Raw genomic sequence first — 20,903 nt, forward strand, 5'->3', positions numbered from 1 at the left:
GGAGAGAATTCCTTCTCTCCCCCGGGACCACGCCACGCCTGAGCCGCGGCCTCAGCCGTGGCGCCAGACCACCTCGGCCGGCGGCGGGGTGTTGGGGTCGCAGCGCAGCCACTGGCAGTTGCCGACGGATTGTCCGGTCATGGCCAGGATGAAGCCCCAGTGGCTGACCACCACGGTGTGGGCCCAGTCCTCGCGCAGGGCCATCTCCTGGCGGAAGCCGTTGGCGCGAGCGATCACGTCCTCCGCCGGCTCCTCTCGCTGCGGCCACCAGACCTCCTCCACCGCGGTGAAGTCGTGGCTCGGCCAGTCGGCCGCGAGGCGGCTGATGGGGGAGCCCACGTCGCAGCTCAGCGCGTAGCGTTCCCGCACCACGGGCGCGATCAGCACCGGCAGGCCCAGCCTTTCGGCCAGCGGCGCCGCGGTTTGCAGCGCGCGGGTATAAGGGCTGGCGACGATGCGGCGGATGTCCTCGCCCGCCAGCTCGTCGGCGGCGCGGCGGGCCTGTTCCTCGCCCAGCGGGGTCAGGCGCGGGTCCTCGATGCCCGGGTCCACCTTGGTGGCGGTGAAGTGGAGGTTGAACTCGCTTTGGCCGTGACGCAGCAGGATCATGCCGTGCAACTTGGCGGCGGCACCGGGATCGGGCAATGGGCGGCCATCGTGCGGTTGTCCACCGTGGCGGCGCCGCCGGGATCGCGTGGGATGTTCGCCGGATTGATCCACCGAACGGTGACGAGTTCGGTTTCATAACGTTGCCCTGTCGGCTTCGGGACGCTCCGGGCGTTGTGTTACGTGGCGTTCATCACCACCTTCGGCCCCGAGAAGGAGTTCAAGATGCAAGGCGGCTTCCCCATCGACCTGATCCTGTTCGCGATGGTCGCGGCCTTCCTGGTGCTGCGCCTGCGATCCGTGCTGGGCCGCCGCACCGGCTTCGAACGCCCGCCCGAGGCACGCCCGGCCACCAACGGCTTCCGTCCCCGCACCGTCGAGGGCGAGGCCACCGAGGTGCCTCCGGCGCAGCCGCGCACGCCCGAGCACGTCGTGGTGCCCGACGCGCGCAGCCCGGCGGGGCAGGCCATCGCCCGTATCCGTGGCGTCGATCCGTCCTTCGATCCGCGCCACTTCCTGGGTGGTGCCGAGGCGGCCTTCGGGATGATCGTGAACGCCTTCGCCCGCGGCGATCGTGGCACGCTGCGCGACCTGCTGGGCCCGGACACCTTCGCGGGCTTCGAGGGCGCGATTCAGGCGCGCGAGGCGGCGGGCGAGTCCCAGCGCACCGAGATCCGTTCCATGCAGAACGTCAGCATCGAGGCGGCCGACCTGCGCGGCACCGTGGCCGACATCACCGTGCGCTTCGTGTCGGACCAGGTGAACGTCACGCTCGGCGCCGACAACAAGCCGGTCGCCGGCGCCGACGCGGTGGCGGAGCTGACCGACCTTTGGACCTTCCAGCGTGACCTGCGCGGCAGCGACCCGACCTGGAAGCTGGTGGACACCCGCTCGGCGTGATGCGGGCGCTTCGGCGGGGCGCTTCTCCGCTCCTCCGGGGCGCGATCACCCTGCTCGCCCTGACGCTAACGGGGATGCGGGGCCTGCCGGATGGCGGGACGGCGCAGGCGCGCGAGGTCCGCGTCACGCGCGGTTCCGCGGTCGCCGGGCCACGCAACATGGTGCAGCGCCGGCTGATGATGCAGCGGCAGCTGGCCCGGCGCGAAGCCATCGCCCGCGGCGTGAAGGTGGCGCCCCTTCCCGCGATCGCGGGCCTCGGCGGCGGTGGCGGCGCGGCGCCGAGCGCCCCGGTGCTGGTGCAGGCGGCCTCCTGGCGGGACCTGCCGGGCTGGGATAGCGACCGGGTGAGCGAGGCGCTTCCGGCGCTCCTGGCCTCCTGCCGCTCCATCGGCGCGATGTCGCGGGAGCGTGCGATGGGCGGGGCGGTGGCGCTGGCCACCACGGCCGACGACTGGCGTGCCGCCTGCGCCGAACTTTCCAGAGCTGCGGGCGGCAGCGCGCAAGGACGTGACGCGCGTCTGCGCGCCGCCATCGAGGCGAGCTTCACCCCCAACCTCGTCGGCGAAAGCATCCTGACCGGGTATTACGAGCCAGTGCTGCGCGGCTCGCTGACGCGGGGCGGGCCGTTCCAGACGCCGCTCTACGCCCCGCCGGCGGAACATGTTCAGCGCGACCAGCCGGGCAGCGAGCGGCCGGTGCACGGGCAGGTGGTGGACGGCAAGCTGGTGCCCCTGCCCGACCGCGCGGCGATCCAGGACGGGGCGCTGGAAGGCCGCGGGCTGGAGCTCGCCTGGGTGGATGACCCGGTGGACGCCTTCTTCCTGCAGATCCAGGGCTCGGGCCGCATCGCGCTGCCGGACGGCAAGGTGCTGCGGCTGGGCTTCGCCGGCCAGAACGGCCAGCCCTATCGCGCCGTCGGCCGGTCCCTGATCGAGAGCGGGGCGCTGACGCGGGCGGGCATGTCGGCCCAGGCGATCCGCGACTGGATGCGCGATGCGGGCCCTGAGAAGACCGAGGCGTTGATGGCGGAGAACCCGTCCTACATCTTCTTCCAGCCGCGCCCAGAGCTGCGCGACAACCAGGGCCCGATCGGCGCCATGGGCATTCCGCTGACCCCGGAACGCTCCGTGGCGGTGGACCCCTCGGTGGTGCCGCTGGGCGCGCCGGTCTTCGTGGCGGGGCCCAACACCCGCCGTCTGCTGGCCGCGCAGGACACCGGCGGCGCGATCCGCGGGCCGGGGCGCGGCGACCTGTTCCGCGGCTGGGGCGATGCCGCCGGGGCCAAGGCCGGCACGACGCACGAGGCGATCCGGATGTGGGTGCTGGTGCCCCGCCAGGCGGCGGTGGCGATGGGCGGCAACTGAACACCCCGCGCTTCCGCGCAGCGCAGGCCGAAAACCGTGCCGCCGCGTGCATTCGCGCGGCGTTTCCGTTAGTCCGGGCAGGATCCGGCCGCGCATCCCGCGGTCACTTCCCGCCCCTCCTGTTTCGAGGAACCCCATGGCGCGGCGCCCCAGGACGCTGAGCGAGAGTGAACGCGCCCTGTGGCAGGCCTGGGCCCGGGTGAACCGCGTGGTGTCGCTGACGCGCGCCCCGCCCGACAAGCCCGCCGAGACGCCGCCCGCCCCGAAGCCGGAACCCGCCCCCGCCCCGGCCACCGCGGTGGTGGCCCGCCCCGCCGCGCCCGCGCTGCGCCTGCCGCCCCCGCCGATCTCGGTCGGGACGCCGGGGCCCGGGCTGGACGCGCGCCGCTGGCGGGACCTGCGGCGCGGCAAGCTGCGGCCGGAGCGCACGCTCGACCTCCATGGCCGCCGGGCCCAGGACGCGCACGGCGCGGTGCTGCACTTCCTGGCGGAAGCGCATGCCGATGGCCTGCGCTGCGTGGCGATCGTGACCGGCAAGGGTTCGGGCGAGGGCGGCGTGCTGCGGCGGGAGCTGCCGCACTGGCTGAACCTGCCGGCGCTGCGGCCGCTGCTGCTGGGGGCGGCGCATTCGGGCCCGGCCAATACCGGGGCGGTGCACCTGCTGCTGCGCCGTCGCCGCGGCGCGAGTGACAGGGGGAGCTGACGCGCCGCTTGGCGAAGGGCGCGGGCGGTTCTAAGGGTCGGGCTCGATGGTGCTCCAGCCCTATCCTCCGAACCGAGCCGGTGCAGGCGCCACGACCTGGCCCCTGCGCAGCCCTCGCCCGACGCCCCGTCTCCCCGCGCGGGTGACAGCGGCCGGGCGGTTGCCGGTCCGCGCCGGGGCTGGCCGCCCGCTTCGCAACGCCGTGCCGCCCGGGCGCTCCGCCGGGCCGGAGACCCCCGCATGACCGTGGCCCCCCGCCCTTCCATCCTCGCCGTCGAACCCTATGTCGGCGGCGAATCCAAGCTCCCGGGCGTGAACCGCATCGTGAAGCTCAGCTCCAACGAGGGCGCCTTCGGGCCGCCGCCGGGCGCCGTGGCCGCGATCACGAAGGTTGCCACCGAGGCGCACCGCTACCCCGACGGCGGCGCCACCGCGCTGCGCGAGGCGATCGGGGCGCGCCACGGCCTCGACCCGGCGCGCATCGTCTGCGGCAACGGTTCGGACGAGCTGATCGCGCTGCTGATCATGGCCTATGGCGGCGAGGGCACCGAGCTGATCATGTCGGCTTACGGCTTCCAGATGTACGAGCTGACCGGGCTCTGGGCCGGCTGCCGCGTCATCAAGGTGCCCGAGCGCGACCTGACCGCCGACGTGGACGCCATGCTGGCGGCGGTGGGGCCGCGCACCAAGCTCGTCTTCCTGACCAACCCCAACAACCCGACCGGCACGCTGCTGCCGCAGAGCGAGGTGGCGCGGCTGCGCGCGGGCCTGCGCGACGACATCCTCCTGGCGATCGACTCCGCCTATGCCGAGTACGTCACCGATCCGGGCTACGACGCCGGCGCCACCATCGTGGACGCCACCGACAACACGGTGATGCTGCGCACCTTCAGCAAGATCTACGGGCTGGGTGGGATGCGGCTGGGCTGGGCCTATGCCTCGCCCGCCATCGTCGACGTTCTGGGCCGGGTGCGCGGGCCGTTCAACGTCAACGCCGCCGCCGCCGCCGCCGGCATCGCGGCGCTGGCCGAGCCCGGCTGGGTGGAGCGCAGCGTGGCGCACAACACCGAGTGGCGCCGCCGCATGACCGAGGCGCTGGGCGCCATCGGCCTGCCGGTGCGGCCGAGCGAGGGCAACTTCGTGCTGGTGGACTTCCGCGACGGCGACCGCGCGGCGCGTGCCGACGCGCACCTGCGTTCCCGCGGGCTGATCGTGCGCGGCATGAAGGGCTACGGCCTGCCGCGATACCTGCGCGTCACCATCGGCAATGCCGAGGAATGCGAGATGGTGATCGAGGCCCTCACCGATTTCGTGCGCACCGATGGCTGAGGACGCCCCCGCGGCACCGCTGTTCCGGCGGCTGTGCATCATCGGCATCGGGCTGATCGGCTCCTCGCTCGCGCGCCTGGTGCGCGAGCGCGGCGACATCGCCGCGACGCTGGTGCTGCACGACCGCAGCGCCGATGTGATGGAGCGCGCGCGCGAGCTCAACCTCGGCGACGTGGTGGAGCCCAACCCGGTGCGCGCCGTGGAGCACTGCGACGGCGTGATCCTGTGCGTGCCGGTGGGCGCCTATCACGCCACCATGTCGGTGATCGCGGCGCACCTCCTGCCCGGCTGCGTCTTGAGCGATGTTGGCAGCACCAAGAGCAGCGTGCTGCGCGACCTCGTGCCGCTGCTGCCCGAGGGCGTGCACCTCGTGCCCGGGCACCCGATGGCCGGCACGGAGTTCTCCGGCCCCGACGCGGGCTTCGCCGCGCTGTTCCGCGAGCGCTGGGTGATCCTGACGCCGCCGCCGGGCACCGACGCCGCGGCGGTGGAACGCATCTCGGAGATGTGGCGCCGCGCCGGCGCGACGCTGGAAGTCATGGACGCGGCGGCGCACGACAAGGTGGTGGCCATCGTGTCGCACCTGCCGCACATGATCGCCTTCACCATCTGCTCGACGGCCGACGACCTGGCGCAGGAAACGCGTGATAACGTGCTGCGCTTCGCGGCCTCGGGCTTCCGCGACTTCACGCGCATCGCGGCGAGCGACGTGGCGATGTGGCGCGACATCTTCCTCAACAACCGAGAAGCGCTGCTGGAAATGCTGGCGCGCTTCACCGAGGACGCGCAGGCGCTGGGCCGCGCCGTGCGCTGGGGCGAGGCGGAATTCATCGAGGACCGCATCAGCCGCGGGCGGAAGGTGCGCCGCTCGCTGATCGAGATGAAGCAGGCCTGAAAGGTCCGATGGTGTGCCGTGGCCAGGGAGAGGGGGAAGGTATTCTCCCCTTCCCCGGACCCCTCCGCCCTCATCTTTTTTCGGGACGCTGCCGCGGGAACGTGGCCGAAGTTGTGCGCTCCGGCTCAATGAGCCGGAGCGAGAAACGTCACAGCCCGCGCTGACAGGAAGCTTTCATTTTCAGCAAGGCTTGCGGCCACCGTGTCGCGGCCGACCTGACTTCATCGCGCGGCAGCGTCTCAGAAAAAGATGAGTGGGGGCTCGGGGGAGAGAATTCCTTCTCTCCCCCGGCAACGTCCGATCACCCGCTCCACCGGCGCACCTCAACCGTCGTCCTCGCCGCCGCGGCGCTTGCGCAGGGCGCGGGTGAAGCGCTCGCCCGCCGGGGTGAAGCCGTTGCTTTCACAGAAGCCGCGGAGGTCCGGGGAAGCGGCCGCGATCTCCAGCAGGTCGCAGCCGGCGGAGCGTGCGGCCTGCGCCCCGGCCTTGAGCAGCAGCCGGCCGATGCCGCGGCGGCGGTCGTCCTCACCGACAGACAGGGCGGTGATTACGGCGGTGGGCCGGGCCTGCTGCAGCGTGGTGACCCAACGCAACGCGACCACGCCGGCGAGCGGCCCCCAATTTTCGGCCACCAGCACGGCGCCGCCAGCCGCGGCGGCCTCCAGGCGCTCCGCGACCTCGCGCGCCGTGGGCGGCGACGAGGCGGCGCTCAGCAGCGCGGCGATGTCGGCCGCGTCCCCCGCATTGGCGGCGCGGATTTCGACGCCGTAGCGGGAGCCGCCGGCCACCGGCGCCTCAGAAGCCCAGGCGCTGGGCCGCGTCCTCCAGCGTGCGCTTGGCGCCCTTCTCATGGAGCGAGCGCAGCCAGTTCCCCACGGTGGTGATCAGTTGCTCGTTGCGGCCGAGCTCACCGAAGAGCGGCTCGATCGACAGGATCGGGCGCGGGTCGACGCCGCCTTCGAGCGCCTTCTCGCGCAGGGTCGCCGCCATGGGGTGATGGTTCTCGATCGGGTGGCCCTGCTCGTCCTCGCCGGTCTGGCGCCGCAGCCACGCGGCCAGCGCCAGGCCCAGCAGCTCCACGCTGCCGCCGGTCTTGAGGCGGTCGCGGATCGGGTCCACCAGCACGTTGAGCGGCGCGTCCTTGTTGACGCGATCCACCGTGTCCTTGATCGCGGTGTTGGCGAAGCGGCGGATCAGCGTCGCCTTGTAGTCGTTGAGGTCGATGCCCGGCACCGGCTCCAGCGTGGGCTCCGTCTCGCGGTCCATGAGTGCTGCCATGTAGCGGCGGAACAGCGGATCGGCGAGCGTTTCGTCGATGTAGGTGTAGCCCACGAGGCGCCCCATGCCCGACATCGCGAGGTGGCTGGCATTGAGCAGGCGCAGCTTCATGAACTCGTAGGGCGTGACGTCGGTGACGAACTGCGCGCCGACCTTTTCCCAGGCCGGGCGGCCTTCGGGGAAGCGGTCCTCGATCACCCACTGGGTGAAGGTCTCCGAGAAGACCGGCCAGTTGTCGTCGATCCCGTGCTTCTCGCGCAGCGCCGCGACCTCGGCCTCGGCTGTCAGCGGCGTGATGCGGTCCACCATGGTGTTGGGGAAGCTGGCGTTGTCGCCGATCCAGCGCGCGAGCTTCGGGTCGCGCCGCTCGGCCAGCGCCAGCACGGCGCGGCGCAGCACGTTGCCGTTGTGCTGGATGTTGTCGCAGCTCAGCGCCGTGAAGGCCGGCAGCCCGGTCTCCATGCGGCGGCGGTAGCCTTCGGTGATGATGCCGATGGCGCTGCTGGGCGCCTCCGGGTTGGCGAGGTCGCGCTGGATCAGCGCGTGCTCGAAGTCGAGCTGCTTGGTGGCGCGGTTGAGGCAGTAGCCGTTCTCGGTCACCGTCAGGCTAACGATCTTGATGGCGGGATCGGCGATCTGCGTCAGCACCTCGGCGGAAGAGGCACCGGCGTAGAGCACGCCGGCGAGCGAGCCGATCACCGTGACGTGCTCCTCCTCGCCCTCGCGCTCCACCAGGGTGTAAAGGTTGTCCTGCGGCACGAGGCTGTCGCGCATCCGCTCATCGGCCGCGAGGATGCCGGCGCCGACGATGCCGAAGCGCAGCGTGTCGGCGTCCTTCTCCATCAGCTCGTGCGTGTAGCGGGCCATGTGCGCGCGGTGGAAACCGCCCAAGCCCAGGTGAACGATGCCCGGCCGCACCGCGGCGGGGTCGAAGCGCGGCACCTGGATCGGCGGCCGGAGCTGCGCGAGGTTGCGGCGGTTGAGCGGGATGGCGGTCATCGGGTTCGAGGCTCTCGGAAGGAGTTCTGCTGGGCCGTTGCGGTTGTCGGCGGCCGGGCGGCGCGCGCCCGGTCAGCCGTGCTGGGGACGGTGGAGCGCGTTCGTCACGGCCGGGTAGAAGGCGCGGTAGCGGCCCAGCGCCGCGGCGTAGCGCTCCACCAGCACCGGGTCGGGGTGGATGGTGTCCAGCCGGGCGGGCGGGGTACAGACAACCGCCGGCGCCTCGCCCGTGGCGGCCAGCCGCGCGAGGCGGGCGGCGCCGAAGGCCCCGCCGTACTCGCCCTCGGCCAGTAGGTGCAGCGGGATGCCCAGCACCGCGGCCAGGATTTCCAACCATCGGCGGGAGCGCGAGCCGCCGCCGATCACGTCCGCCTCGCGGATGGTGGTGCCCGAGGCCGTCAGCGCGTCCAGGCCGTCGCGCAGCGAAAAGGCCACGCCTTCCAGCACCGCCTGGGTCATCGCCGCGCGCGTGGTGTCGGCGCTGAGATTGCCGAAGGCGCCGCGCACCGCGCCGTCGTTGTGCGGCGTGCGCTCGCCCGCGAGGTAGGGCAGGAACACCACCTCGCCGGGCGTGGTGACGGGGGCGAGTTCCTCGATCAGCACCGCCTCGTGCAGCCCCGTCACCCCGGCCCACCAGCTGAGCGAGGAGGCGGCCGAGAGCGTCACGCTCATCTGGTGCCAGGTGTCCGGCAGGGCGTGGCAGAAGCTGTGCACCGCGCGCTCCGGATAGGGCACGAAGCGGTCGGTGGTGGCCCAGACCACGCCGGAGGTGCCCAGCGACACGAAGGCGCCGCCCGGGCGGATCGCGCCCAGGCCCACCGCGCCGGCCGCGTTGTCGCCGGCGCTGCCCGCCACCACCACGGGGTTGGTGACGCCCCAGCGCTCCGCCCATTCGCGGCGCAGCATGCCGCCCGGAGCGCTGCCTTCCACCAGGGCGGGCATCTGGGCGCGGGAAAGGCCGGTGGCAGCCAGGGCTTCGTCCGACCAGTCGCGCCGCCCCACGTCGAGCCAGAGCGTGCCGGAAGCGTCCGACATGTCCTCGATGCGCTCCCCGGTCAGGCGGAAGCGGATCCAGGCCTTGGGCAGCAGCACGGTGGCGGTGCGCCGGAAGATTTCGGGCTCGTGCCGGCGGACCCAGAGGAGCTTGGGCGCGGTGAAACCCGGCATGGCGAGGTTGCCGGTGACCTGGTGAATCGCCGGGAAGGCCGCTTCCAGCTCGCGGCACTCGGCGACGGAGCGGGTGTCGTTCCACAGGATCGCGGGGCGCAGCACCTCGCCCGCCGCGTCGAGCAGCACCGCGCCGTGCATCTGACCGCTCAGGCCGATGCCGCGCAGGGCGGCGAGCGCCGCCGGCTGCTCGGCGCGAATGGCATCCACGGCGTCCAGCATCGCCTGCCACCAGTCTTCCGGCGCCTGCTCGCTATGACCCGGCGCGGGGCGGGAGATCGGCAGCGACACCGAGGCCGTGGCCACGAGGCGCTGCGCCTCGTCGATCAGCAAGGCCTTGACCGAGGACGTCCCGAAATCCAGCCCGAGAAACATCGTGAATCCTCTTTCGGTCAGCGGTCCCGCGCGGGCAGCGGAGGGCGGGTCGTGCCCTCCTTCGCGCAAGCGCGGAGGCTCGGCAATGGCGATTCCGCGCGGCGTGGCGGCGCGCGGTTCGCGGCAGGTGGGAGGCCGCCGGAACGGCCGGGCACGGTGCGGACCGGTTGATCCCCGGCCACGGGGCGTCAGGCCACCAGCAGGTGCTGCCGCAGGTGCGCGTGCGCCTGCCCGTCCTTGCCGAAGACGTGGCAGCCGGCCGGGTCGACGCCCAGGCGCACCGCCTCGTGCGGGCGGGTCATGTCGTTGCCGTCGAGCTGCACGATCACCGTTTCGGTGGGCGACAACCGGACATGGAGCAGCGTCAGCCCGCCCAGGCGCTCGGCCAGCAGCACCTCGCCGGCCAGGGGGCCGGCGGGGTCAAGGCGCAGCGCCTCGGGCCGCAGCCCCAGCGTCACGGGGGCGCCGGGCGACAGGTTGCCGACCTCGACCGGCACGGCGATGCGGCCGCCGCAGGCGAGGTCCACGGCGACGCCGCTGCTGTCGGCACCCATCACGCTGCCCTGGAGAAAGTTCATGCGGGGCGAGCCGATGAAGCCCGCCACGAACAGGTTGTTGGGGCGATGGTAGAGTTCCAGCGGCGATCCCACCTGCTCCACCACGCCGGCCTGCAGCACCACGATCTTGTCGGCCATGGTCATGGCCTCGATCTGGTCGTGGGTCACGTAGATCATGGTGGCCCGCAGCTCCTCGTGCAGGCGCGCGAGCTCGATGCGCATCTGGCCGCGCAGCGCGGCGTCGAGGTTGCTCAGCGGCTCGTCGAACAGAAAGATCTTGGGGTTGCGCACGATGGCGCGGCCGATCGCCACGCGCTGCCGCTGGCCGCCCGACAGCGCCTTGGGCGTGCGGTCGAGATAGGGGTCGAGCTGCAGGATGCGCGCGGCCTCGGCCACCTTGCGGTCGCGCTCGGCCTTGGGCACGCGCGCCATGCGCAGCGCGAAGCCCATGTTGTCGCGCACCGTCATGTGCGGATAGAGCGCGTAGCTCTGGAACACCATCGCCAGGCCGCGGTCGGCGGGACCGAGGTCGTTGACGCGCCGGCCGTCGATCATGAGGTCGCCGGAGGTGATCTCCTCCAGCCCCGCGATCATGCGCAGCAGCGTGGACTTGCCGCAGCCCGAAGGGCCGACGAAGACCACGAACTCGCGGTCGAGAACCTCGAGGTTGACGCCCTTGATGGTCTCGATCGCGGCGCCGCCGTAGCTCTTGCGGATGTCGCGTAGCGTAAGGGTGGCCATGGCTTTGTCCTACTTCACGGCGCCGAAGGTGAGGCCGCGCACGAGCTGACGCTGGCTGAGCCATCCGAACACCAGGATGGGCGCCACGGCGATCGTGGAGGCGGCCGAAAGCTTGGCGAAGAACAACCCCTGCGGCGAGGAGAACGAGGCGATAAAGGTCGTCAGCGGCGCCGCTTCGGAGGAGGTGAGATTGAGGCTCCAGAAAGCCTCGTTCCAGCACAGGATCAGCGACAGCAGGCCCGTGGACGCGATGCCCGGTAGGGTCAGCGGCAGCAGCAGGTACCAGAACTCCGCCCCCGTGCGCGCCCCGTCCATGCGGCCGGCCTCCAGGATCTCGTTCGGAACCTCCTTGAAGAAGGTGAACAGCATCCAGACGATGATCGGCAGGTTCATCAGCGCGTAGATGGCGATCAGCCCGATCCGCGTGTCCAGCAGGCCCAGCGTGCGGAACATCAGGTAGATCGGCACCAGCACGCCGACGGGGGGCAGCATCTTGGTGGACAGCATCCACAGCAGCGTGCCGCGCGTGCGCTTGGTCGGGTGGAAGGCCATGGAATAAGCGGCCGGCACCGCGAAGAGCAGCGCCAGCAGCGTGCCGCCGAGCGAGATCACCACGCTGTTGATCGCGAAGTGGAGGTAGTCGGCGCGCGCCTGGACCTCCCCGTAGCTCTCGACCGTCGGCGTGAAGACGAGTTGCGGCGGCGTGGAGATGGCGGCCGTTTCGGTCTTGAAGCTGGTCAGCACCATCCAGAAGATCGGAAAGAACAGCAGCAGCGCCACCGCCCATCCGACCACCGCCACCGCGATGCGCTTGCCAGTCGTGTCGCCCATGGGATCAGACCTCCAGGCGGCGCGCGATGGAGCGCACCAGGAAGAAGGCGACGATGTTCGCCAGGATGATCGCCACCACGCCGCCGGCCGAGGCGCCGCCCACGTCGAACTGCAACAGCGCGCGGGCGTAGATCAGGAAGGCGAGGTTGGTGGTGGCGTTGCCCGGCCCGCCCGAGGTGGTCACGAAGATCTCGGCGAAGACGGTCAGCAGGAAGATCGTCTCGATCATCACCACCACGCTGATGGCGCGGCGCAGGTGCGGCAGGGTGATGAAGAAGAACTGCGCGATGGCCCCCGCCCCGTCCATGCGCGCGGCCTCGCGCTGCTCATGGTCGAGGGACTGCACCGCGGTCAGCAGGATCAGCAGCGCGAAGGGCGTCCATTCCCAGGACACGATGATGATCACCGACAGCATCGGGTACTGGGCGAACCAGTCCACCGGGGTCAGCCCGAAGAAGCGCCACACCGCACCCAGCACGCCGTAGATCGGGTGCATCATCAGGTTCTTCCACACCAGCGCCGCGACGGTGGGCATGACGAAGAAGGGCGCGATGGCCAGCAGCCGCGCCACGCCGCGGCCGGGAAAGCTCTGGTCGTAGAGCACCGCCAGCAGCGTTCCCGCCACCACGGTGATCAGGAGCACCGAGCCCAGCAGCACCAGCGTGTTGATCAGCGAGTCCCAGAAATCCGGGTCGGTGACCAGGAAGTCGTAGTTGTCGAGGCCGCTGAAGCCGTAGCTGCTCGGGTCCAGCAGGTTGTAGCGCTGGAACGAGAACCAAACCGTGATCACCAGCGGCACGATCATCCAGGCCAGCAGGACGAGCACCGAGGGCGCCAGCAGCAGCCCGGCGGGACCGCGGCGGCGGCGGGCCTCGGCCGGGGCGGCGGCGGCACCCGGCAGCGGTGGGGCGGCGCTGGTGGTGGACATGCTGCGGACCCCTCGTGCGCTGGAAGCGTGAAGGGCGGGAGCTAAGTCCCCCCGCCCCGGTTCACCGGACCCGGCCTCAGCGGCCGTAGCCGGCCTGACGCATGGTGCGCTCGGTCGCCGACTGCGCGCTCTTGAGCGCCTGGTCCACGCTGGTCTGCCCCGTCAGCGTGCCGGCGATGGTCTGGCCGACCTGCGTGCCGATGCCCTGGAACTCGGGGATCGTCACGAACTGCGCACCGCTGTAGGGGCGCGGCTCACGCGTGCTGCCGCTCGGGTTGGCGCTCATGATCGCACGCAGCACGAAGTCGGCGAAGGGCGCGGCCTTCTTGTAGTCCGGGCTGTCATAGGTGGACTGGCGCGTGCCGGGCGGCACCGAAACCCAGCCGTTCTCCTGCGCCACCAGCTGGATGTATTCCTTCGACGTCGCCCAGGTCACGAAGGTCTTCGCCGCGTCCTGCTGCTTCGAGGACACCGGGATGCCCAGGTTCCAGCTCCAGAGCCAGGTCGGCCCTTCGGCGTAGGAGCCCACCGGCATTGGCGCGAAGCCGACCTTGTCCGACACTTGCGACTGCTTCGGGTCATACAGCAGGCCCGCGGCCACGGTGCTGTCGATCCACATGCCGCAGCGGCCGCTGGCGAAGAGCGCCAGGTTCTCGTTGAAGCCGTTGGAGGTTGCACCCGGAGGGCCGTCCTCGCGCAGGATGGAGCTGTAATAGGTGATGGCCTGGTTCCAGGCGGGCGTGTCGATGCGCGTCTGCCACTTCGCGTCGAACCACTGGCCGCCGAAGGTGTTCACCAGCGAGGTGACGTAGGCCATGTTCTCGCCCCAGCCCGGCTTACCGCGTAGGCACATGCCATAGGTCTGGTTCGGTTTGTCGGTGATCTTGTCGGCGAAGCCGCGGATCTGCTCGTAGGTCGGCTTTTCCGGCATCTGGATGCCGGCCTTCTGAAACAGGTCCGTGCGGTAATAGGTCATGCCGCTCTCGGCGTAGAAGGGCAGACCATAGAGCTTGTTCTCGTAGATCAGCCCGTCACGCACCGGCTTGAGCAGGTCGTTGACGTCGTAGGAGGCCGGCAGGTTCTCCATCGGCGAGAGCCAGCCCTGCTTGGCCCAGATCGGCACCTCGTAGTTGCCGATCGTCATGATGTCGAACTGGCCGGCCTTGGTGGCGATGTCGGTGGTCACGCGCTGGCGCAAGACGTTCTCTTCCAGCACCACCCAGCGCAGCTTGATGTCGGGATGCTGCTGTTCGAAGCGCGCGGACAGGCGCTGCATCACCACCATGTCGCCGTTGTTGACGGTCGCGATGGTCAGCGTGGTCTGCGCCGATGCGGGCTGCGCCACGAGGATGCCGCCGGCCAGCAGGCCCAGCGCACAGGTTGCAACGCCGAGTCTTTGGGCCACTGTTTCCGCTCCCCGAATGATCTTGGCAGGCTCTTCGCGATGTAACCTGCGATACAAGGGGATTCGTGTCAGGTCGAGAATAGACCGTCAAGTTTGTTGCAGACCACAGTTCCGTTGTTATCACGAAGACGGGAAGGCCGGCTGCAATAGCAGCAGGAGATGTCCGTCGGGGTCGCGGATCAGCGCCACGTTGCCGGCAGCGTCGGTCGCAACGATCTCGATCCGATCATCCCGCCCTCGTAGTTCCCCGCTCAACGCGCCGGGATTGCTGCTGCGCAGCACGGTTCGCGTCGCCACCACATCCGCGAGACCCGGCGCGGATGCCGCCCGTGGCGCGGGAGAGTGGTAACCAAGCAGTTCCAGATGTGGTGTGTCCTGTTCCGCCGGGTTCAGGCCCAGAACGTCCAGTCGCGGTGACGGCAGGCCATCCAGCCGTTCCTGCGCGGCACCCTGGTTCAGCGAGCGCGAGCCCAGGTGCAAACCCAGCCCGTCAACCAGGAAGCGCGTGCTGCGCGCCACGTCCGACACGCTGATCGCGGTGTGGTCGATGCCCAGCACGGGCCCCGGCACGGAACCGTCGCCGCCGACATCGTCCCAGCCCGTGCTGCCGCGCGGGAACTGGAGGAACTCCAGCGGATGGCCGTCCGGATCGCGGAACTTGAAGGCGACGACGCCGCCATTCTCCGGCGGCAGCTGCTGCGGGTCGCCGCGCGTGATCGCTTCCCAGCCCGCGACGCGCCGCAGCCGCGCCATGGCGGCCTCCATGTCACGCACCGCCATGGCGAAATGCTGGAAACGTCCGTCGTTGCCGCCCACCGCGCCGGGATAGCGGGCGCCCGCCGGCTCGTACTGCACCAGCTCCACCGCCTGAGCGCCTATGCGCAGGCAGCAGCTGCGGGCCCGCGTGCCCTCCAGCCCCAGCAGCAGCTCCGCCGGGGCGGGACCGGGTGGCGCCTCGGGGTGGAAGCCCAGGGCGTCGCGATAAAAGGCGACCGCCGCGTCGAGCGACGGCGTCACCAGCACCACGCGGTCGAGGGCGGTCACGGCCATGCTGCAGCTTTCGCGAGGGGGCGGATCGCCCCGGTTCCGAGGATGCCGCGGGGCGGGCAGTTCTTGCCGCTCCGGGCCTGCCGCCGTGGGGGATCGCTCCGCCGGGTTGCGCCGCGATACGAGGCGGTCACGGCGCCGGCGCCGTGTAGGGTGCGGAACCCCAGGGCGCCTGCATCACCGTGGACCAGGGTAGCGGCTGCGCCACCGCCATCAGCAGCAGCGCGCCGACGATGGCCAGGTTCTTCAGGAAGTCCCAGAAATGCGTCCGCCCCTCGCTCTTGTCCGGGGCCCAGAAGTCGCCGCACCGCCAGAACGGATGGTAGAGCACGCCCGTGACGAGGCAGAAGATCGCCAGCACTGCGGCGGCTGGCCGGTCGTGCCAGCCCAGCACGATGCAGACTGGCGTCACCAGCTCCACGGCGATGGCCGCCAGCATCAGCGGCCGCCCGAGCGCGGGGCCCACCGGCAACAGCCCAGTGGCGGTCTGCGCCATGGCGCTGCGCCAGAAGATGATTTTTTCCAGCGCGCTGAACGGGAACAGCACCACGATCAGCAACCGTGCGAGGAAAGGGATCAGGAGGTCCGCTGCGTTCATCGGGTCTGGATCATGCTTTCATCAGCGCGGTGCCGGGATCGGTGATTAAATCTCGCCCACCCGTCTCGGGTTGCGTGACGCTTCCGCCATCCGGACGTTTGCGGCAGGCCATTGAAGGATCGCGGGATGTCGGACGCGCACTACGACGTCATCATCATCGGCAGCGGCGCCGGCGGTGGTGCGCTGGCCTGGAAGCTGGCCCCCACCGGCAAGCGCATCCTGCTCCTCGAGCGCGGCGAGTACCTGAAGCGCGAGCGCGAGAACTGGGACCCGAAGGCCGTGTTCGTGGATGGCCGCTACCAGGCACCGGAAACCTGGTACGGCGCCGACGGCAGCGAGTTCCATCCCGGGTTGCACTACTTCGTCGGCGGCAACACCAAGGTCTACGGCGCGGCACTGTTCCGCCTACGGGAACAAGACTTCGGGGAGCTCGTTCACCAGGACGGCGTCTCCCCGGCGTGGCCGATCGGCTACGACGCCTTCGAGCCTTACTACGGAGAGGCGGAGCGGCTGTTCCACGTTCATGGCCAGCGTGGCGAGGACCCGACGGAGCCGCGCGCGACGACGCCCTATCCCCATCCCCCCGTGTCGCACGAGCCGCGCATCCAGGAACTGTCGGACGAACTGCTGAAGGACGGCTACCACCCCTTCCACCTGCCGCTCGGCGTGCTGCTGGACGAGCGCGACGGCAAGCCCACCCCGCACAGCGCCTGCGTCCGCTGCGACGCCTTCGACGGCTTTCCCTGCCTGACCAACGGCAAGGCCGATTCGCAGGTCGTCTGCGTCGATCCGGCGCTGCGCGCGCATCCGAACCTGACGCTGCTGACCGGCGCCTATGTCGAGCGGCTGGAAACCGATCCGGCGGGCCGCAGCATCCGTGCCGTCCACGTCACGCGCAACGGCCAGGCGGAGCAGTATTCGGCCGACATCGTGGTGTCCGCCTGCGGGGCGCTGTCCTCGGCGCTGCTGATGTTCCGCTCCGCCTCGGACGCGCATCCCGAAGGGCTCGCCAACGGCTCGGGCCTGGTCGGGCGGAACTACATGCGCCACAACAATTCCGCCTTCATGGCGGTGTCGCGCCGGCGCAACGACACGGTGTTCCAGAAGACGCTGGGGGTGAACGACTTCTACTTCGGCGCGCCGGACTGGGATTTCCCGCTCGGCCATATCCAGATGCTGGGCAAGTCGCACGGCGAGCAGGTGCGCGGCGAGGAGTTGCCGAAGTTCCTCAACTGGTTCCCGGAACTGCCCTTCGACATGCTGGCCAGGCACTCGGTGGATTTCTGGCTGACCTCGGAAGACCTGCCCAGGCCTGAGAACCGCATCACCCTGGGCAAGGACGGGCGCGTCACCCTGGCGCTGGAAGAAAGCAACCTCGAAGCGCACCGGCGCCTGAAAACCAAGCTGGAAGGCATGCTCAAGGCCCTCGACGCGCATCCGACGCTGCTCAGCCGCGAGCTCTACCTCGGCAAGAACATCCCGATTGGCGGCACGGCGCACCAGGCCGGCACCATGCGCTTCGGCACCGACCCGCAGAGCTCGGTGCTCGACCTCGACTGCCGGGCGCACGAGGTGGACAATCTTTACGTCGCCGATGCCAGCTTCTTCGTGTCGATCGGCGCGGTGAACCCGACCCTGACCATCATCGCCAATGCCCTGCGCATGGGTGACCGGATCATCGAGCGGCTCGGCTGAGGAGCACGGGGCGGCGATCCGCCCCGGCGCCCTTCGCGATCAGCGCGGCACGGCGTCGAAGACGTAGATCCGCGTCCGGTCATCCTCGGGCGCGAACCAGAAGCGCATGCCGTTCCCCTCCGGCGCCGCGGCGAAGGGGTTCTGCGTCATCGGCAGCCCGCTCTCGGTCCAGAGCTCCACCGGCAACTGGCGCAGCGGCGTCCCGCGCGCGAGGTCCACGAGGTCGAGCCCGCCCAGCGCCAGGGCCGGGCCATTCTGCCCCGCCGGCCGGTACACGTTCAGCCCGCCGCACAGCATCCGCCCCGCCGCGGCCGCGTGGCAGTCCTGATAGTCCACGTAGAAGGACGGGTTCTCGCGCGGCGGCTCCGCCGCGCCGGCGGGGTGGCCGGCGGCGTCGAGCTTCCAGCTGTAGAAGCGGCGTGAGCCCCAGGACACGCCGTGCAGCGTGCCGGAAGCGCGGTCCATCACCAGCCCACCGACGTGGTCGGGCACCCGGAACATCTCCTCCGCCTGCATGCTCCGTGGATCCACGCGGTAGATGATGGAGTGACTGTTGGGCCGGTATTCCGCCACCGGAACCCACAAGAAGGTGCCGTCGAAATCCATGCCGCCGGGATGGTAGATGTCGCCCTCGCCCAGCTTGAGGTCGCGCAGGAGGTGTCCCTGCCCGTCCACCTCGAAGACGTGGCCCTGCCCCCGCCCGGCGCTCCGGTCCATGCCGTCACGCAGGGCGCCGAAGGATTGCGGCCGTTCCTGGATATCGACCGAGGACAGCAGGAAGCGGTCGCCCACGCGCGCCAGCCCCTGCGGATGGAAGGTCGGGAAGTCCAGCGGGATCGTGGCGACCGGGCGCCAGGCAGCGGCGCGGGTCAGCTTCAGGAAGGGCGCGGACAGGTCGTCCTCAGCCCGAGCGGCAACACCGGAGGCGGCGAGAGCCGCGCAACCGAGAAGGAGGGATCGGAAAAGGGAGCGCATCCCGGCAGCCTCCCACGGCAGCATGACAGCGCGGGGACGAAGCCGCGACACTTCGCTGACGCCGCGCTGCCGATGCCGCCAGCGCGGCGCCCCGCCTCAGCGCGGGTTGCGGCGCTCCAGTTCCAGCAGCAGCCCCGAATGGTCCGGGTCGCCATCCGCGGCGATCAGGCCGCGATACAGGTCGGCGGTCAGGGCGGTGTAGGGCAACGCGGCCATGCCCATCCGGCCGGCGGCGTCCAGGGCGTTGTCCAGGTCCTTCAGGTGCGTCACGCAGCGGCCGCGCGTCGCGAAGTCCCGGTCGATCATCCGCTGCGCGTGCAGGTCCAGGATGCGGCTCTCGGCGAAGCCGCCGCGCAGCGCCTCGCGCACCTTGGCCGGGTCGGCACCGCCGCGCTCGGCCATCAGCAGGGCTTCCGCCACCGCGCCGATGGTGGCGCCCACGATCAGCTGGTTGGCGAGCTTCGCCAGCTGGCCCGCGCCGTGCGGCCCCACCAGCACCGCGCGGCCCATGAGGCGCAGCACCGGCTCAGCCAGGGCGAAGGCCTCCGCCTCGCCGCCCGCCATGATCGCCAGCGTGCCGCCTTCCGCGGCGGTGGTGCCGCCGGACACGGGGGCGTCGACGTGCCGGACGCCGCGCTGCCCGAGGCGGGCAGCGTGGTCCTGCGCTTCGGCCGGCTTGATGGAGGACATGTCCACCACCACCGCGCCGGGCGGGATGGCGGCATCGGCGCCGCTGCCGAACAGCACCGCCTCCACGATGGGGCCATTCTCCAGCATCAGGATCACCAGTTCCGCCTCGCGCACCGCCTCGGCGGGGCTGGCGGCCACGGTGGCGCCGCGCTCGGCGAAGGGGGCGGACTTGGCGGCGGAGCGGTTCCACACCGTCAGCGCGTGGCCGCCCGCCAGGACGTGGCGCGCCATCGGCCCGCCCATCAGGCCCAGGCCCAGGAAGGCAATCCTCATGGCGAACGGGGCTCCACGGCTTCGCGCGAGTGCGCGTCGTTCACCACCGGCGCGGCCCGGCGGCCCAGCAGCGTCGACAGCAGCGGCCACAGGAGAAACAGGATCGCCAGGGTCGACAACGTGCCCACCAGCGGGTTCGACCACAGCACGCCGACGGAGCCGTTGCTGATCAGCATGGACTGCCGGAAGGCATCCTCGGCCTTGTCGCCGATCACCATGGCCAGCACCAGCGGCGCGATGGGGTAGTCGAGCTTCTTCATCACGTAGCCGGCGAGGCCGAACGCCACCATGATCCACAGGTCGAAGGGCGAGTTCGCGACCGTGTAGGCGCCGGCCAGGCAGACCGTGACGATGATCGGCCCGATGATGGTGAAGGGCACCGTGAGCAGCGCGGCGAAGATCGGCACGGTGGCCAGCACCAGCACCACGCCGATGACGTTGCCCAGGTACATGGAGGCGATCATGCCCCACACGAAATCCTTCTGCTCGATAAAGAGCATCGGCCCCGGGTTGAGGCCCCAGATCATCAGCCCGCCCAGCATCACCGCCGAGGTGGCCGAGCCCGGGATGCCCAGCGCCAGCATCGGCAGCATCGCGGCGGTGCCGGCGGAATGGTCCGCAGTTTCGGGCGCGATCACGCCTTCCGGCTCGCCCTTGCCGAAATTCGTGCGGCGGCGCGAGGTCCGGCGCGCGATGCCGTAGCTCATGAACGAGGCGGCGGTGGGCCCGCCTGGGGTGATGCCCATCCACACGCCCACCAGGCTGCCGCGCAGCATCGCCCAGGCGTAGCGCGGCATGCGGCCCGCGGCGCGCAGGATCTCGACCGGGCTCAGCCGCGTGGCGACGCTCTTGAACTCGAGGCCTTCCTCCATGGTCAGCAGCAGCTCGCCGATGCCGAACAGGCCGATCACGACCACCAGGAAGGAGATGCCCTTGATCAGGTCGGCAATGTCGAAGGTCAGGCGCATCGAGCCCGACACGGTATCCATGCCCACCATGCCGAAGCCGAACCCCAAGCAGATCGACAGGATCGTCTTGAGCGGCGCGCCGCCGCCGAAGGCGATGAAGGACGCGAAGGCCAGGAAGTAGACCGCGAAGTATTCCGGCGGGCCGAAACGCAGCGCGAAGGAGGTGACGAAGCCCGACAGCAGCGTGATCACCACCACGCCCACCAGCGCGCCGAAGCCCGCCGACACGAAGGCGTAGGTCAGCGCCTCGGTCGCCCTGCCCTGCCGCGCCATCGGGTAGCCGTCGAAGGTCGTGGCGACCGAGGATGGCTCGCCCGGGATGTTGAACAGGATCGAGGTGGTGGAGCCGCCGAACAGCGCCCCCCAGTAAAGGCTGGTGAGCAGGATGATGGCCGAGACCGGGTCCATCGAGAAGGTCAGCGGCAGCAGCAGCGTCACGCCGTTGGGCGCGCCCAGGCCCGGCAGCACGCCGACCAGGATGCCCAGCAGCACGCCGCCCATGATGATGGCGACGTGGTGCCAGGTGAGCACGACGGTGAAGCCGTGCATCAGGGATTCGATGTTGTCGATCACGGGATG

Annotated in this window: 19 protein-coding genes; 6 read left to right on the forward strand and 13 right to left on the reverse strand. The window is 70.7% G+C overall.

The window, feature by feature from the left end; all coding sequences use genetic code 11:
- Nucleotides 1-51: 51 nt before the first annotated feature.
- Nucleotides 52-609 (reverse strand): histidine phosphatase family protein, encoded by a 558-nt coding sequence (locus ACFFGY_RS05320; RefSeq protein ID WP_377043425.1) that lies wholly within the window; start codon nucleotides 607-609, stop codon nucleotides 52-54.
- Between the two features lie 180 nt (nucleotides 610-789).
- Between ACFFGY_RS05320 and ACFFGY_RS05325 the strand changes: the two genes are divergently transcribed.
- The 5 genes from ACFFGY_RS05325 to ACFFGY_RS05345 all read left to right on the forward strand — a co-directional run bounded on the left by ACFFGY_RS05325 (nucleotide 790) and on the right by ACFFGY_RS05345 (nucleotide 5,797).
- Nucleotides 790-1,506, forward strand: a complete 717-nt coding sequence (locus tag ACFFGY_RS05325) for a Tim44/TimA family putative adaptor protein (protein WP_377043380.1) — start codon at nucleotides 790-792, stop codon at nucleotides 1,504-1,506.
- A 74-nt stretch (nucleotides 1,507-1,580) separates the two neighbouring features.
- Complete coding sequence (gene mltA, locus ACFFGY_RS05330; protein ID WP_377043381.1) at nucleotides 1,581-2,870, forward strand: murein transglycosylase A; 1,290 nt, start codon at nucleotides 1,581-1,583, stop codon at nucleotides 2,868-2,870.
- 136 nt (nucleotides 2,871-3,006) lie between these two features.
- Entirely contained in the window at nucleotides 3,007-3,573 is a 567-nt protein-coding gene (locus ACFFGY_RS05335; RefSeq protein WP_377043382.1) for a Smr/MutS family protein, read from the forward strand.
- Nucleotides 3,574-3,813: 240 nt separating this feature from the next.
- Nucleotides 3,814-4,902, forward strand: a complete 1,089-nt coding sequence (gene hisC, locus ACFFGY_RS05340; RefSeq protein WP_377043383.1) for a histidinol-phosphate transaminase — start codon at nucleotides 3,814-3,816, stop codon at nucleotides 4,900-4,902.
- Entirely contained in the window at nucleotides 4,895-5,797 is a 903-nt protein-coding gene (locus ACFFGY_RS05345) for a prephenate/arogenate dehydrogenase family protein (protein WP_377043384.1), read from the forward strand. Before hisC ends, ACFFGY_RS05345 begins: the two co-directional genes overlap by 8 nt.
- A 323-nt stretch (nucleotides 5,798-6,120) precedes the next feature.
- Here ACFFGY_RS05345 and ACFFGY_RS05350 read toward each other — a convergent pair whose 3' ends face one another.
- The 9 genes from ACFFGY_RS05350 to ACFFGY_RS05390 all read right to left on the reverse strand — a co-directional run bounded on the left by ACFFGY_RS05350 (nucleotide 6,121) and on the right by ACFFGY_RS05390 (nucleotide 15,723).
- Nucleotides 6,121-6,585, reverse strand: coding sequence for a GNAT family N-acetyltransferase (locus ACFFGY_RS05350; RefSeq protein WP_377043385.1), 465 nt, complete (start codon nucleotides 6,583-6,585; stop codon nucleotides 6,121-6,123).
- A gap of 7 nt (nucleotides 6,586-6,592) precedes the next feature.
- Nucleotides 6,593-8,074, reverse strand: a complete 1,482-nt coding sequence (locus ACFFGY_RS05355) for a mannitol dehydrogenase family protein (protein ID WP_377043386.1) — start codon at nucleotides 8,072-8,074, stop codon at nucleotides 6,593-6,595.
- A 72-nt stretch (nucleotides 8,075-8,146) separates the two neighbouring features.
- Entirely contained in the window at nucleotides 8,147-9,616 is a 1,470-nt protein-coding gene (gene xylB / locus ACFFGY_RS05360; RefSeq protein WP_377043387.1) for a xylulokinase, read from the reverse strand.
- Nucleotides 9,617-9,804: 188 nt separating this feature from the next.
- Nucleotides 9,805-10,914, reverse strand: coding sequence for an ABC transporter ATP-binding protein (locus ACFFGY_RS05365; protein ID WP_377043388.1), 1,110 nt, complete (start codon nucleotides 10,912-10,914; stop codon nucleotides 9,805-9,807).
- A 9-nt stretch (nucleotides 10,915-10,923) separates the two neighbouring features.
- Nucleotides 10,924-11,745 carry a carbohydrate ABC transporter permease gene (locus ACFFGY_RS05370; protein ID WP_377043389.1) on the reverse strand — a complete coding sequence of 274 codons (822 nt, stop codon included), beginning with the start codon at nucleotides 11,743-11,745 and terminating at the stop codon, nucleotides 10,924-10,926.
- Nucleotides 11,746-11,749: 4 nt separating this feature from the next.
- On the reverse strand, nucleotides 11,750-12,673 hold the full coding sequence (locus ACFFGY_RS05375) for a carbohydrate ABC transporter permease (RefSeq protein WP_377043390.1): 924 nt from the start codon (nucleotides 12,671-12,673) through the stop codon (nucleotides 11,750-11,752).
- Between the two features lie 76 nt (nucleotides 12,674-12,749).
- Nucleotides 12,750-14,078, reverse strand: a complete 1,329-nt coding sequence (locus tag ACFFGY_RS05380) for an ABC transporter substrate-binding protein (protein WP_377043391.1) — start codon at nucleotides 14,076-14,078, stop codon at nucleotides 12,750-12,752.
- Nucleotides 14,079-14,198: 120 nt separating this feature from the next.
- Nucleotides 14,199-15,128, reverse strand: a complete 930-nt coding sequence (locus ACFFGY_RS05385) for a VOC family protein (RefSeq protein WP_377043392.1) — start codon at nucleotides 15,126-15,128, stop codon at nucleotides 14,199-14,201.
- Between the two features lie 127 nt (nucleotides 15,129-15,255).
- Nucleotides 15,256-15,723, reverse strand: coding sequence for a DoxX family protein (locus tag ACFFGY_RS05390; RefSeq protein ID WP_377043393.1), 468 nt, complete (start codon nucleotides 15,721-15,723; stop codon nucleotides 15,256-15,258).
- 126 nt (nucleotides 15,724-15,849) lie between these two features.
- Here ACFFGY_RS05390 and ACFFGY_RS05395 point away from each other — a divergent pair, with 126 nt between their 5' ends.
- Entirely contained in the window at nucleotides 15,850-17,418 is a 1,569-nt protein-coding gene (locus ACFFGY_RS05395) for a GMC oxidoreductase (protein WP_377043394.1), read from the forward strand.
- 39 nt (nucleotides 17,419-17,457) lie between these two features.
- On the opposite strand, the gene ACFFGY_RS05400 is transcribed toward ACFFGY_RS05395, so the two are convergent.
- The 3 genes from ACFFGY_RS05400 to ACFFGY_RS05410 all read right to left on the reverse strand — a co-directional run bounded on the left by ACFFGY_RS05400 (nucleotide 17,458) and on the right by ACFFGY_RS05410 (nucleotide 20,897).
- Complete coding sequence (locus ACFFGY_RS05400; protein ID WP_377043395.1) at nucleotides 17,458-18,393, reverse strand: DUF6454 family protein; 936 nt, start codon at nucleotides 18,391-18,393, stop codon at nucleotides 17,458-17,460.
- 96 nt (nucleotides 18,394-18,489) lie between these two features.
- Nucleotides 18,490-19,356: an NAD(P)-dependent oxidoreductase gene (locus ACFFGY_RS05405; protein WP_377043396.1), complete on the reverse strand. Its 867-nt coding sequence runs from the start codon at nucleotides 19,354-19,356 to the stop codon at nucleotides 18,490-18,492.
- Nucleotides 19,353-20,897, reverse strand: coding sequence for a tripartite tricarboxylate transporter permease (locus tag ACFFGY_RS05410; RefSeq protein WP_377043397.1), 1,545 nt, complete (start codon nucleotides 20,895-20,897; stop codon nucleotides 19,353-19,355). Before ACFFGY_RS05410 ends, ACFFGY_RS05405 begins: the two co-directional genes overlap by 4 nt.
- Nucleotides 20,898-20,903: the final 6 nt, after the last annotated feature.

The organism is Roseomonas elaeocarpi, from assembly GCF_042433915.1.
Classification (GTDB): Bacteria; Pseudomonadota; Alphaproteobacteria; order Acetobacterales; family Acetobacteraceae; genus Roseomonas; species Roseomonas elaeocarpi.